Here is a 13,482-nt window from a genome sequence, read left to right as displayed (position 1 = left end):
GACGTTGAATTTCAGAATGGGCTAAAATAGACTACGATGAATAGCAAGCGTTGAAGAGGACTAGTAGCGAACGTTCCGTTTCAAAGAGAGTCGATGGATGGTGTGAATCGATAAGCGGATGTTGTGAACTCGCCTTGGAGCTGTTTTCCTGAAACGAGTAGGGAAAACCGGGGTTACGCCTCGTTACCGGCGTCTCAAGTGGCAGCAATGCAACATGGGTGGTACCGCGGAGAGCTTTCAAGCCTTTCGTCCCATTTTCGGGGACGGAAGGCTTTTTATTATGCAGAGGAGGAAGAATGTTGAGCTATTTTAAACATCAAGAAATCGAGCCGAAGTGGCAAAAGCGTTGGGAAGAGAAAGAAGCATTTAAAACGACAGAAGACCCGGAGAAGGATTGTTTCTATGTCCTTGATATGTTCCCTTACCCATCCGGTGCAGGTCTTCACGTCGGTCACCCGGAAGGTTATACGGCGACGGATATCATCGCTCGTATGAAACGGATGCAAGGATATAACGTTCTTCATCCGATTGGCTGGGATGCATTCGGTCTTCCTGCCGAGCAATATGCACTCGACACAGGGAACGACCCGCGTGAATTCACAGCGCGCAACATCGAGACGTTCCGCCGTCAGTTGAAAGAACTCGGATTCTCATACGATTGGGACCGTGAAATTAGCACGACGGACCCGAAATACTATAAATGGACGCAGTGGATCTTCACGCAACTCTTCGAACGTGGCCTCGCATACGTCGATGAAGTTGCGGTCAACTGGTGCCCGGCTCTCGGTACGGTCCTTGCGAACGAGGAAGTCATCGATGGCTTGTCAGAGCGTGGAAATCACCCTGTCTACCGTGTCCCGATGAAGCAGTGGGTGCTTCGTATCACGGAATACGCAGAGCGTTTGCTTGAAGACTTGGAAGGTCTCGATTGGCCTGAGAGCGTGAAAGAGATGCAACGCAACTGGATCGGCAAATCGGTCGGTGCCGAGGTCGACTTTAAGGTCGACGGTCATGATAAGATCGTCACAGTATTCACAACACGTCCAGATACACTTCACGGGGCGACATACGTGACACTCGCACCAGAGCATCCGTTCACGAAAGTGGTCACGACACCGGAACAATCGACGGCAGTCGAAGCATACATTGAGGAAGTCTCGAAGAAGACGGACCTCGAGCGTACAGACCTTGCCAAAGAGAAGACAGGTGTCTTCACGGGCGCTTATGCGATCAACCCGGTGAACGGCGAGAAACTTCCGATTTGGACAGCGGACTACGTTCTCTCGACATATGGGACAGGTGCAGTCATGGCTGTTCCTGGACACGATGAGCGCGATTATGAGTTTGCGAAAACGTTCGACCTCCCGATCCGTGAAGTCGTCAAAGGTGGAAACGTGGAAGAGGCGGCTTACGTCGAAGACGGTGAGCACGTCAACTCTGGTAGCTTGAACGGACTTAATAAAGCCGATGCCATCAAGACGATCATTGAAGAGCTCGAAGCTAGTGGCACAGGGCGTGCGAAGACGACATACCGTCTTCGTGACTGGTTGTTCAGCCGTCAACGTTACTGGGGCGAGCCGATTCCGGTCGTCCATATGGAAGACGGAACGATGAAGACGGTACCGGTCGAAGAACTTCCGCTCGAACTTCCGATCATCGATGAAATCAAACCATCTGGTACAGGTGAGTCGCCACTTGCGAACGCAGAAGAGTGGTTGACGTATACAGATCCGGTCACAGGGGAAAAAGGTCGTCGCGAGACGAACACGATGCCACAATGGGCAGGTAGCTGCTGGTACTACATCCGTTACATCGATCCAGATAACGAAGAGATGATCGCGGATCCTGAGAAACTCAAGCGTTGGCTTCCAGTCGACTTGTATATCGGGGGTACGGAGCATGCCGTTCTTCACTTGCTCTATGCACGTTTCTGGCATAAAGTCCTCTTTGATATCGGTGTCGTCCCGACGAGCGAACCGTTCCAAAAACTCTACAACCAAGGGATGATCCTCGGTGAGAACAACGAGAAGATGTCGAAATCTCGTGGGAACGTTGTCAACCCGGATGATATCGTGAAGTCGCACGGAGCCGATACACTCCGCCTTTACGAAATGTTCATGGGACCACTTGATGCGGCCATCGCATGGTCGACGAATGGTCTTGACGGGGCACGTCGCTTCCTCGACCGCGTCTGGCGTTTGTTCGATCAGACGAACTTCGCAGACGTGGCACCAACTGCCGACTTTGAACGCACGTATCATCAGACGGTGAAAAAAGTCACGGAGGATTACGAAGCCCTTCGCTTCAACACGGCGATTTCGCAGTTGATGGTCTTCGTCAATGAAGCGAACAAACAAGAGACGTTACCGAAATCACAAATGGTCGACTTCATCAAGATGCTTTCACCAGTCGCGCCGCACTTGTCTGAAGAGTTGTGGGAGAAGATGGGCATGACGGAAGAGTTGACGTATGCGGCTTGGCCGACATACGATGAGTCAAAACTTGTAAGCGACACGATTGAAGTCGTCATCCAGGTGAACGGGAAACTCCGTGCGAAAATGCACGTCTCTCGTGACGCATCAAAAGAAGCACTTGAGGCGGAAGCACTCGGGAACGAGCGTGTCCAAGAGTTCACAGAAGGCAAGACGGTTCGTAAAGTCATTGTCGTTCCTGGAAAACTCGTCAATATTGTAGTTGGCTAACAAAAAGAATGTGTGACATTGTCGCACATTCTTTTCTTTTTAGTGAGGTCATTTTCTTTTATGGACGGTTTTGATACACTAAAGGGCGATACTGAAGTAGAAGGGGACGACATGTCCATGAAACGTTCTTATGTGCTATACACGACATTATGTGCTGTCGTGGTCGGTGTGATCCTTTGTTATGTTTTTGTCTTTTCAGATGAAGAGATTCAACGACAGGTCGCCTCGACATTTGAAAAAATTGATATTCAAACGAGTCATCAAACGGCCTCACTTCCACCCGTGGAAGCTGCGCAGGATGATGAAGATATCGATACGACCGATGCCCTCGAACAAATCAGTCAAATCGATGAAGTGTATTACAGTGACACGATCGGGGCGTATTTGGTCTTAACCGAACAAGCTGAATTTTTTGAAGTGAGCGGAAACGGGACGCGCGTCAACTCTGTGCTCCAACTTGAGAATTCAGGCAAACAGCGCCTCGATGACTTTATCGGGATGCGCATGGTCGAAGAAAATCTTGTGTATGCGGTGACAGCGAACGGTACGCTCATTACAATCGAGCGAGAAGAAGGACGCTGGGTCGAGCGGCCACGTAAACAAATCAAAGGACTCGTGTCGGAAGACCGAATCTTTGGTCTTGGGTATGACCGGGAAACGAAACGGCTGTTCATGATGAACCGATTGGCGGATACCCCGGACCTTGAGCTCCTTTATGTCGAAGAACGGGAGATCGAACCGGAGACTCCGGCCGATGACAAATCATCAGAAACGTCGACTGACGCTGACACGAATACTCAAGAAACAGAAGAATCATCGGAAGATTCAACGATAGAAAACGTCTCGACGAATGACGATGCCTCGAGCGAAACGGCTGCAACTGAAGACTCGCCTGACAATGAGTCGAACGAACAAGAAGCGGAAGAAGAGAAACAAGAGCCCGAGACCGAATGGATGCTTGATTCACGACAAGCGTTATCTGCTGACGGGATGAGTGCTTCCATCCAGCAAAAATTCGAACGGTTCGAAGGAGTTGGGCTAGTCGAGAGGCAAGGACGCGTCTACGTGCTCGACTCTGAGGAGCTCGTTCTCTATACGGTCAACCCAGAAGAAGGGACCATCAACGGTCAGATGGTGACGCCTCGTGTGTATGATTCGACCGGTATGTTTTTACAAGACAATGAAATCTTTGCAATCGTCCACCCGGAAGTATTCGATTTAGATGCCTTCGTATCTGTGGACTGATCATGGGGGAATGACAGATGAGCAAGCGTTACTTTTTTGAAGAAGTGAAACAATTCCACGAGACATTTGGACATCCAGGAGCGAAATCGCCGCAACCGTTGACGCTTGATCGTGCGACAAAACGATCGGTGTGGACGGCAGAGGAAGCGGTCGTCGAGTTTTTGCATCAATCATCGGAATCGGAAGAAGAGTTTTTACAAGCCATCGAGCAATTCCAAGTAGGATTCCAAAAGGCGGTTCAAAAATCGTTGCAAGACGCACCTCCGTCGGATGATGTGGAACGCCTCGTCGGACAAGGGGATGCATTGACGGATGCGTTATACTTTGTGATGGGCAGTTTCGTTGAACTCGGGCTCGACCCCGTTCCGTTGTTTGAAATCGTCCAGCGCGCCAATATGGCGAAACTTGGACCGGACGGGAAGCCGATCTTACGCGAGTCAGACAATAAAGTCATGAAACCTGAAGGATGGATGCCGCCCGAGCCGGAGCTCGAAAAAGAAGTGCGTCGTCAAATCGCAGGGAAAGAATAACCATAAACGGCTTGAGCCCTCATTAGAGTGGGTTCGAGTCGTTTTTTGTTGTGATGGTCGTGATGACATGCTGATATTAGATGGGATTGGAAAGGTTATGGGAGTAATTAATGGTATAATTTAACATAAGTAAGCGAATGAGGGATATTGATCATTGATATGGAGGTCATTTAACTGAAAAAGCTATTCGGTATTCTATGTTGTAGTTCAGCACTTCTATTAACAGCATGTAGTGAGGATGAAAAAGAGTTAGAATCTAAAAAATCAGAGCCTGACGTTTCAATCGAAACGATAGAAATCAATGAAGAGAATAAATTGACAATCATCCCACTCTATACCCAATACCAACAATATTTGAACGCATCCCTTGAAACAACCGATGCGGAGGAAAATAAACAAAACTTCAAAAAATATGTATTGGATTACATAGGGGAAGTCGGAGAGGAAGAAAAGATCGATACATCTATATTAAAAACGAGCTTTTCACTAAAGCCGACTCCTCATAAGCAACAATTGCTGAAGCAGTTAGACAAATTAATCGAGCAGCATGACGAGATTAAAGAGATTATTGCATCGACATATGCAGATTCAAATCAAATTCTCCCTAAAAAGAAGGGCATGGTGTTTATCGCACCGTATAATCCTGAATTCTTCTACGATAGTGGACCGATTGAAGGGGTAGGCGCCCAAGCGTATAAAGACACCTTCATCTTGTTTCTTGATACAGATTTTGACAAAGGTGTGTTAGCCCATTCGATGGCTCATGAATACCATCATCTGATTCTTCGTGATCAAAACGAATATAACCTGAGTTCGATTCTCGAGTCAGTGATTATTGAAGGGAAAGCGGATGCGTTTGCCGACCGCATTGTCAAAGGGGTAACGCCACCGTGGTATGTAGACGTTGATGAAGCGACCATGAAACATATTGCGAGTCGAGTGAATGATTATGAAACGTCCTTCACCGATTTTGTAGTCGGTAATTATCAAAAAGATATGCCACGTTGGAGTAACTATATTCTAGGGAGGGATGTGCTCCATGACTATTTGACGGCGCACCCAGAACTGTCGATTCCCGAATGGACCTTCAAAGAAGATCATGAGATTTTAGAAAAATACAAGTATCGAGATGTGATGGAATTGGAAAATTAAGTTGAAAAGAATGTTAAAAGGCTTGACCCTGAATGAGACAGGATCAAACCTTTTAATTGTTTAGTGATCATGATAGAACGCAGACGATGCGTTTGACCGAACCTTTTACCGCCCTGTCGCCAGTTCGGCTGCATGCGATCCGGCGCAATGTCCCGTTGTGAAGGCGGCCGTGATGTTGTAGCCACCTGTGTATCCATGAATGTCGAGTACTTCACCTGCAAAGAAGAGACCTGGTGCCTTCTTTGACATCATCGTCTGTGGTGCAACTTCTTTAACCGAAACGCCGCCACCTGTGACGAACGCTTTATCAAAGTCGAGTGTCCCGACGGCGTGCATCTCGAACATTTTCAAACGTGTTGCGAAATCAATGACGGATTGCTTTTTCAACTGACTCGCATCTTCTTCTCCAAATGCGAGTTCTTCGAGCAATAAGTCAAGAAGTCGCTCAGGGATGTAGCCTTTCCATACGTTTTTAACGGCACGCTTCGGTTGGCTCTGTACTTGGTTCCACAGTTCCTGAACGAGCGCATCTCGTGACGTGTCCGGGAAGAAGTCGAGTGACAAGAGGACGACCTGTTCTTTGCTGCGCTTCCGTTCTTTGATCGTATATTGACTGCAACGGAGTGCGATTGGACCAGAGATCCCGAAATGGGTAAAGATCATGTCGCCTTGGTGCGTCTTGATGGCCTTTCCTTTTTTGCCGTGTACCGTCAATGCGACGTCCCGTAACGATAATCCTTGAAGTTGTTTCGTTCCGATGAACGAATCGTTCAATTTGATGGGCACCTCTGTCGGGAAGAGTTCCGTGATGGTATGTCCGGCCTTCTCTGCCCATGGATAGCCGTCCCCGGTCGAACCGGTGTGCGGGACAGACTGACCGCCGACCGCGACGACGCAAGCTTTTGCCTCGAGCATCTCACCGTCCATCAACTCGACCGCATGAAACTCGTTTTCTTCATTAAAATGTAGCGTTTTGACTTCAGCCTTTTTTCGAATCTCGACGCCGAGGTCTTCAATCGCCCGAAGCAACGTGTTGACCACATCCTGTGCCTTATCCGTCACAGGGAACATGCGCCCATTATCCTCTTCTTTCAGCGGAATCCCGAATCCAGTGAAGAGGTCGATAATCGATTGATTGTCGAACTGAGCAAGGGCGCTGTATAAGAAACGACCATTGCCTGGGATGAACTGAATCAACTCATCGATTGGCTTTCGGTTCGTGACGTTACAACGTCCTCCACCTGAAATGGCCAATTTCCGACCAAGTTTTGAACCTTTATCAATCAGCAAGGTCGAAGCGCCACTTTTTGCCGCTGCATACGTTGCCATGAGCCCGCTCGGTCCTCCACCGATGACGATGACATCTTTCATAGGGTATCTCCTCATTTCTTCATCTATATGATTAGTAAAATTATCGTAACTTTATTATCCGTAACAGTAAGAGTATAATGAGAAGCGGTTGTTTTGTAAAACCGAATTCATTGAAATCGTTGATTTATAGATGGAGGTACCTCATGTCATCAAGCGCCAAACAAGATTCTGGAAGAGCCTCCTTCGTCAAAGGAACGCTTCTTTTATCAGCGGGAAACTTGATTTCCCGAATGTTAGGACTATTGTACACGTTCCCGTTCCAAGCGATGGTCGGGATTGCCGGAGTGACATTATATCAAGCGGCATATACGTATTATGCGATCATGATCTCCATTTCGACGGCAGGGATCCCCGTCGCCGTTTCGAAATTTATCGCAAAATATAATGCACTAGGAGAATACGGGACGAGTCAACGACTGTTCCGACAAGGGATGAAGCTGATGCTTGCGACCGGTGTCGTCGCTTTTTTATTACTCTTTTTTGCGGCACCATGGCTATCCGAACTGATGGTCCGAAACTCGGAGAACAATCAGCAATACATTGACTCGCTCACCCTCGTGACACGAAGCGTCAGTTTTGCGTTACTGCTCATCCCGGCGATGAGTATGGTACGCGGTTATTTCCAGGGACATCAAGATATGGCTCCGACGGCAATCTCACAAGTCGTCGAACAGATTGTACGCATCCTGTTCCTTCTCAGTGGAACGATGCTCGTCTTGTTCGTCTTTGCGGATTCAAACTTCATTCAACCGATTGCCAATGCCCTCGGAGGGACGCAATCCGTTGAAACGACTGAATTGAACGGATTGAAAGTCATCGCGGTCACGATTGCGACGTTCAGTGCGTTCATCGGGGCAATCGGTAGTTTCGCCGTGCTCATCATGTATTGGAAGCGTCGGAAGGACATTCATCGTCAGACAGAGAATCCAGCGGGCACACCGGTTCGCTCGATGAAATCGTTATTGCTTGAATTGCTTAGCTATTCAATTCCAATCGTGATGGTCGGGGTATCGACCCCTCTCTATCAATTGATTGACCAATTGACGATGGTCAATACGTTACTCAGCTCGGGTGCGAGCGTTTCTGAAGCGACGTCAGCGTATGGCTTTTTGACCGGAAACGCCCATAAAATTGTGTTGATTCCAGTCTCTGTGGCAGCGAGTGTGTCGATGGCGACGATTCCGCTTGTGACTCGTTCGTTCACGACAGGGGACATGCAAAAAGTTCGAAATCAAGTAAACCATATTTTCCAAGTCTCGTTCTTCGTGACGATTCCTGCGGTCATTGGTCTCGTGGCACTTGCGGAGCCATTGTTTGGCACCTTGTTCCCGGGTGACCGTGAAGGATGGGTATACTTGTTCCACTACGCACCAAGTGCATTCTTCTTGGCCTATTACTCGGTCGCGGCTGCGATCCTCCAAGGGATCAACCGTCAGTACTTCACCATCTTTGCCACATCGATGGGACTGTTGACGAAACTTGCATTGAACGTACCGCTCGTCTATTGGCTCGGCGGAATCGGAGCCGGGTACGCGACCATCGCTGGATACATCGTGGCCATTATTCTCATGGTGTGGATGATTCAACGAACGCTCCACTTCCCATATAAGCAACTGCTTCGTCGTACCATCTTGATGTTCTTGATGGGTGGGGCGATGTTCGCAGCCGTCTTCCTCTCTCTTCTCGTCACAATGAATGATGAAGCGAGTTGGGGGAACGACATCTTTGCGACAATCGTGGGAGTGACAATCGGCGTTCTCGTATATGGATACCTCGGGTGGCGGAGCCATCTCGCAGGGAAATTACTAGGGAAACGCTTTGAATATCGGAGGAACGGATAATGCGAATTGATAAATTGCTATCGAACATGGGATATGGTTCACGAAAAGATGTAAAAATCTTATTGAAACAAGGGGCAGTGCGAGTCGATGAGACACCTGTAAAAGATGCGAAACGGCACGTCGACCCAGCATCAGAGAAAGTCACGGTGTTCGGGGAAGTGGTTGAGTATCGTCCCTACATCTATTTCATGATGAACAAGCCGGAAGGGGTCATCAGTGCGACTGAAGATCAAGTCGAGACGACAGTCATCGAGTTGATTGATCCAGAGTATGCCCATTATGACCTCTTCCCGGTCGGTCGTCTCGATAAGGATACGACGGGACTGCTCCTCATCACGAACGATGGCGCGTTCAATCATGCGCTCATGTCACCTCGCAAGCACGTCGACAAAGTATATATCGCCGAGGTCGACGGGGAGATGACAGTAGAGGATATCAAGACGTTCGCGAATGGGGTCGAGTTAGAGGACGGATATACGACGAAGCCGGCCCGTCTTGAAATACTGAGCAAGAGCGGACGTCGGTCGGTCATTCGCCTCACGTTGTCTGAGGGGAAATATCACCAAGTGAAAAGAATGGTCGCGGCGGTCGGCAAACATGTCGAACGATTGGAGCGTGTTCAAATCGGAAAGTTAGAACTCGATGAGACGCTTGAGCTCGGGGCATATCGTGAGTTGACGGAAGAAGAAGTTCAACTGTTTCTTCAATCATAAGAAGATGAGAGAATCTGTCTGATGGGACGGATTCTCTTTTTGTATAAAAAGCTCTGTTTTTCGATTATATCTTTTTGAAAATGGCATCAAAATCATCACGCCAAGAGTCAACCAACCAGTCGTTATATCTGTGATACAAAGGAACAAGTGGTTCAACTTCATTTGAACTTATGATACAACCTCGATCATCGTACATATGAAACACGATGTTCTTTTCGGTGCTAATAAAGTAAACAGCTTGTCCAATTGAAGGTTCTCTTCCTTGCTCGTAATTTCCTATACCTCTAAGGATTTTCTCGTAAGAGATTGACTTGATCTGCGAGGATACAAATTTTGCTTTATATTCATGTTTGATTTCTATAAATTCCCCTGTTATTTCGTCAATATCTTCATTTAATTCAAATAACGTTTCTTCTTCAATCTGTTGTTTCATGAATAAACCATACAAAAATTCGGGAGTGGTATTCCCGAACATGATGTCCTCTGTTTCGTTCCAATCCTTGATAAAGATATGGATGTAATCATCAGATTGAAACACTTCCTCGAACAATGTAGTCACTCTGTTTACAACTTGCTCTATTCTCTCATCCGTTCCGTTTTTATACGGTTCGCCAAGTTCGAATCTTAGATGGACTTCTCCAGATAGGTTTGGGAAATTGTCCTCTATGTACTTCATTATTTCTTCTTTCACATCATCACCTCATCTTAAGCAATTGATACAATCTAAAACCACAAAACCTTCATTCATAAAAAAGAGACCTGAACGCCAGGTCTCTTGAATATACATATACAATTCAATTTGCCGTCTTGAGTGAACGTTTTGATGAAGTCCACGTGCCACGGCTAGGGCTCTCCACAAGGTTATTGTACTCAAGTACGTTCAAATCACGTTGCACGGTACGTGACGTGATGCCGAACTCTTCTACTAGTTCTGAAGTGGTAACGGATTCCCTTTCATTGATGAACAAATAAATGGACTTGATGCGCGTTAACATCCGATCTGTTGAGCCTTTCATTGGATAACCTCCCAATGTGTAGAATAATGATAAACCATACCTACAGACGACAAAATGAAATATAAAATTGTTATTTTCTAAAATTACACCTTTAGTATACCGCTCTTGAGCAAAAATGCAAGTGGAAAGCACGAACAATCTGTTTGTAAAGATTTGATTATGAACGTAAATATCGAATGAAGATTATATTTTTACATTGAAATGAAGCTGAAACACGAACGAAAAAAACTTTTCTAAATGAATGTTCGTCTTTCATACATTTGGATATACTAGTAAGGGAGAGAACATTCGCAAAAGGGGAGATGAACATGAATTGGAGACAGGAAGTCGACAATCGTAAAGACGCATTTTTAGAAGATTTGAAAGGGTTACTTCAAATCCCTAGCGTACTCGATGAATCGAAAGCTGCGCCGAACATGCCGTTTGGTCCGGAGGTTCGTCAAGCGCTTGACTACATGTTTGAAATCGGTGAGCGAGATGGATTTAAAACAAAAGACGTCGGAGGTTATGCGGGACATTTGGAATATGGAGACGGGGAGGAAATCGTCGGCATCCTATGTCACCTTGACGTCGTCCCAGCAGGGGAGGGATGGACGTATGGCGCGTTCAACCCGACCATCACGACTGATGGGAAAATTGTGGCACGCGGAAGTAACGATGATAAAGGGCCATCTATGGCTGCATACTACGGGCTACGAATTGTCAAAGAGCTCGGGCTACCACTTTCAAAGCGGGTCCGTTTGATTGCAGGTTGCGATGAAGAGAGCGAATGGCGCTGTGTCCGCGAGTATTTCAAACAAGAACAAATGCCGACGTATGGATTTGCGCCAGATGCGGATTTCCCGATCATCAATGCTGAAAAAGGGTTGTATGATGGTGTGTTGACTCAATTACCGATTCAACGTGTACCAGGTTCTGCCTACCATCTCGTGTCATTCACGAGTGGGGAGCGTCCGAATATGGTGCCGGACTTCGCGAAAGCCGAATTGAAGACGGATGAGGTACTCGAGGAGAAGTTCGAGGCCTATCTCGAAAAATATGAAGCGGACGGAACGTGTGAATACGACCGTGGCACATATACGTTTACGATGAAAGGAAAAGCGGCGCACGCGATGGAACCGGATAACGGGGTCAACTCGGCCTACGTCCTCGCTGGATTCTTGTTACATCTTCCACTTGATATTCAAGGCGAGCGCTATGTTGAATTCGTTCGTCACGTATTCGCCGATTCTCGTGGGATTTCGCTTGGGATTGAAGCGAGCGATGAGACGGGCGACTTGACGATTAATGGCGGCGTCTTCCGATACAATGAAGAAGAGCGTACGGCGACGGTCAACATTCGCTATCCGTATACGGCCAAATTCGAAGAACGGTTACAAAACCTACGTGAAATCGCTTTGTCATTTGGGTTCGAGTTGAAGACCCGTCAACATATGCCGCCTCATCATGTGGCAGAAGATCACCCACTCGTGAAGACACTAGCAGGCGTGTACGAGCGTCAAACGGGAGAACATGCAAACTTGATGGCCATCGGAGGCGGAACGTATGCACGTTCGCTCGAGGCAGGTGTCGCATTTGGTGCATTGTTCCCAGGTGCTAAAGATGTGGCGCATCAGGTCGATGAATATATGGAGATAGAAGATTTATTACGTGCCGCGGCAATCTATGCTGAGGCCATTTACGAGCTCGCTAAATAAGAAACAAGGAGAGCTGGCTGGTATAGTCGGCTCTCTGTCCTTTAGGAAGGAAGTTATCATTGGATTCGCAAAAAAGATTGTTTCAGTCTGTATACGTCGCGATATTCTTCGCGCAAGGGGCATTGATCCCTTATATGACCTTATACTTTTCACAAACTAAGTTTGGGTTGACACCTAGCCAAGTCGGGATTGTGGTGGCCATCTTACCGATTCTATCCATCGGCGTGCAACCATTGTGGGGGATGTTGACCGACCGGACGGGGAGAGTCCGTGCCTGGTTGATTTTGGCGATGCTAAGCGCCGCACTCATTTCTCTCACGTTTTTAGTGGCGACCTCTTACATTTGGATTGTCATACTTATGGTGATTTGGTCCGTTTTCCAATGTGCTCACATCCCGCTTGTGGACATGATGACACTCGACTATACGACGCGGTCGAAAGTTGATTACGGTGCAATTCGACTCTTTGGATCAGCGGGATTTGCCATTGCCGTCTTTGCAATGGGACGAATCTCTGATAGCACGTGGGGACTAGCTAGTACATTCGTGTTGAGCGCTGTTTTACTAATACTTGGCAGCGTATTTGTTCGAATGATTCCTGAGAAAAGTTCGATTCGCGATGTGACGTTGGCGCCGCTCTCATGGACGGCTGTTTGGAACAAACGCTTTGTATTCTTCTTATGTGGTGGGATGCTCGTCTTCGGACCGATTTACGCGAATAACTATTATTTCGGCCTTTACGTGACAAACAGCGGTGGCTCGACGACGTTGGTCGGAACGCTATTCCTCGTGGCAGTGTTATTTGAAATCCCGTTTATGAAAGTGGCGTCCCAATTGGTTGAACGCTATGGAAACGTCAGCGTTCTTGTCGGGGCCGCTATCATCTCGGCAGTTCGGAACGGGGTACTTGCGTTAGAACCACCGATTTGGGTCGTGTGGCTCCTCGCGATTGCACAAGGTCTCGTCGTCGGACTTTTGATTCCCGTCGCACTTCAATTCGTTCGGACGCTCGTCGATCGGCAAGTTTCCTCGACGGCCATCGGGGTATATATGGCATTGACGTCCGGGCTCGCGACAGCTGGATTTAATATGCTGAGTGGTAAAATCATTGAACTTGACGATATTTTAGGCGTGTTTTGGATGTATACCATCGTCACGGCACTAGGAGCGTTGATTTGGATCGGAATGTCACGTCGCAACCTGAAAGGATGAATGA

At 47.5% G+C, this 13,482-nt stretch carries 11 protein-coding genes and 1 other annotated feature; of the genes, 8 read left to right on the top strand and 3 right to left on the bottom strand.

From position 1 onward, the window contains the following. Positions 1 to 41: 41 nt before the first annotated feature. Positions 42 to 257 (top strand) — a binding site (T-box leader). A 39-nt stretch (positions 258 to 296) separates the two neighbouring features. The 4 genes from leuS to ACFO4U_RS06330 all read left to right on the top strand — a co-directional run bounded on the left by leuS (position 297) and on the right by ACFO4U_RS06330 (position 5,629). Then, positions 297 to 2,702: a leucine--tRNA ligase gene (leuS, locus tag ACFO4U_RS06345; RefSeq protein ID WP_215243798.1), complete on the top strand. Its 2,406-nt coding sequence runs from the start codon at positions 297 to 299 to the stop codon at positions 2,700 to 2,702. Positions 2,703 to 2,819: 117 nt separating this feature from the next. Next, positions 2,820 to 3,947, top strand: coding sequence for a hypothetical protein (locus ACFO4U_RS06340; RefSeq protein WP_251131801.1), 1,128 nt, complete (start codon positions 2,820 to 2,822; stop codon positions 3,945 to 3,947). A 17-nt stretch (positions 3,948 to 3,964) separates the two neighbouring features. Continuing rightward, a complete protein-coding gene (locus tag ACFO4U_RS06335; RefSeq protein ID WP_214816178.1) occupies positions 3,965 to 4,477 on the top strand; it encodes a pyrophosphohydrolase domain-containing protein in 513 nt (170 codons plus the stop codon). 315 nt (positions 4,478 to 4,792) lie between these two features. Next, positions 4,793 to 5,629, top strand: coding sequence for a DUF2268 domain-containing putative Zn-dependent protease (locus ACFO4U_RS06330; protein WP_251125250.1), 837 nt, complete (start codon positions 4,793 to 4,795; stop codon positions 5,627 to 5,629). 105 nt (positions 5,630 to 5,734) lie between these two features. Here ACFO4U_RS06330 and ACFO4U_RS06325 read toward each other — a convergent pair whose 3' ends face one another. Then, on the bottom strand, positions 5,735 to 7,000 hold the full coding sequence (locus tag ACFO4U_RS06325) for a BaiN/RdsA family NAD(P)/FAD-dependent oxidoreductase (protein ID WP_214690711.1): 1,266 nt from the start codon (positions 6,998 to 7,000) through the stop codon (positions 5,735 to 5,737). Between the two features lie 143 nt (positions 7,001 to 7,143). Between ACFO4U_RS06325 and ACFO4U_RS06320 the strand changes: the two genes are divergently transcribed. Further along, positions 7,144 to 8,841, top strand: a complete 1,698-nt coding sequence (locus ACFO4U_RS06320) for a putative polysaccharide biosynthesis protein (RefSeq protein WP_196430934.1) — start codon at positions 7,144 to 7,146, stop codon at positions 8,839 to 8,841. Then, entirely contained in the window at positions 8,841 to 9,554 is a 714-nt protein-coding gene (locus tag ACFO4U_RS06315; protein ID WP_078147222.1) for a pseudouridine synthase, read from the top strand. Before ACFO4U_RS06320 ends, ACFO4U_RS06315 begins: the two co-directional genes overlap by 1 nt. A 64-nt stretch (positions 9,555 to 9,618) precedes the next feature. Here ACFO4U_RS06315 and ACFO4U_RS06310 read toward each other — a convergent pair whose 3' ends face one another. Beyond that, a complete protein-coding gene (locus ACFO4U_RS06310; RefSeq protein WP_215243800.1) occupies positions 9,619 to 10,245 on the bottom strand; it encodes a DUF3885 domain-containing protein in 627 nt (208 codons plus the stop codon). A gap of 103 nt (positions 10,246 to 10,348) precedes the next feature. After that, positions 10,349 to 10,570 carry a DeoR family transcriptional regulator gene (locus ACFO4U_RS06305; RefSeq protein WP_012726776.1) on the bottom strand — a complete coding sequence of 74 codons (222 nt, stop codon included), beginning with the start codon at positions 10,568 to 10,570 and terminating at the stop codon, positions 10,349 to 10,351. A 308-nt stretch (positions 10,571 to 10,878) separates the two neighbouring features. On the opposite strand from ACFO4U_RS06305, the gene pepV reads away from it, so the two are divergent. Together pepV and ACFO4U_RS06295 are read left to right on the top strand one after the other, a co-directional pair. Further along, positions 10,879 to 12,267: a dipeptidase PepV gene (gene pepV, locus ACFO4U_RS06300; RefSeq protein WP_215243801.1), complete on the top strand. Its 1,389-nt coding sequence runs from the start codon at positions 10,879 to 10,881 to the stop codon at positions 12,265 to 12,267. A gap of 59 nt (positions 12,268 to 12,326) precedes the next feature. Continuing rightward, the gene (locus ACFO4U_RS06295; protein WP_215243802.1) at positions 12,327 to 13,478 is read left to right on the top strand and encodes an MFS transporter; all 1,152 of its coding nucleotides are present in this window, start codon (positions 12,327 to 12,329) and stop codon (positions 13,476 to 13,478) included. Positions 13,479 to 13,482: the final 4 nt, after the last annotated feature.

Origin of the sequence: Exiguobacterium profundum, from assembly GCF_042652865.1 — a bacterium.
In the GTDB taxonomy this organism is placed as follows: domain Bacteria; phylum Bacillota; class Bacilli; order Exiguobacteriales; family Exiguobacteriaceae; genus Exiguobacterium; species Exiguobacterium profundum.
This window is presented reverse-complemented; position numbering and strand designations above follow the sequence as displayed.

What these genes read in the sequence shown, in the direction of transcription:
- leuS (WP_215243798.1), top strand. Translation starts at nt 297, where the DNA reads ATGTTGAGCTATTTTAAACATCAAGAAATCGAGCCGAAGTGGCAAAAG.
- ACFO4U_RS06340 (WP_251131801.1), top strand. Translation starts at nt 2,820, where the DNA reads ATGAAACGTTCTTATGTGCTATACACGACATTATGTGCTGTCGTGGTC.
- ACFO4U_RS06335 (WP_214816178.1), top strand. Translation starts at nt 3,965, where the DNA reads ATGAGCAAGCGTTACTTTTTTGAAGAAGTGAAACAATTCCACGAGACA.
- ACFO4U_RS06325 (WP_214690711.1), bottom strand. Translation starts at nt 7,000, where the DNA reads ATGAAAGATGTCATCGTCATCGGTGGAGGACCGAGCGGGCTCATGGCA.
- ACFO4U_RS06320 (WP_196430934.1), top strand. Translation starts at nt 7,144, where the DNA reads ATGTCATCAAGCGCCAAACAAGATTCTGGAAGAGCCTCCTTCGTCAAA.
- ACFO4U_RS06315 (WP_078147222.1), top strand. Translation starts at nt 8,841, where the DNA reads ATGCGAATTGATAAATTGCTATCGAACATGGGATATGGTTCACGAAAA.
- ACFO4U_RS06305 (WP_012726776.1), bottom strand. Translation starts at nt 10,570, where the DNA reads ATGAAAGGCTCAACAGATCGGATGTTAACGCGCATCAAGTCCATTTAT.
- pepV (WP_215243801.1), top strand. Translation starts at nt 10,879, where the DNA reads ATGAATTGGAGACAGGAAGTCGACAATCGTAAAGACGCATTTTTAGAA.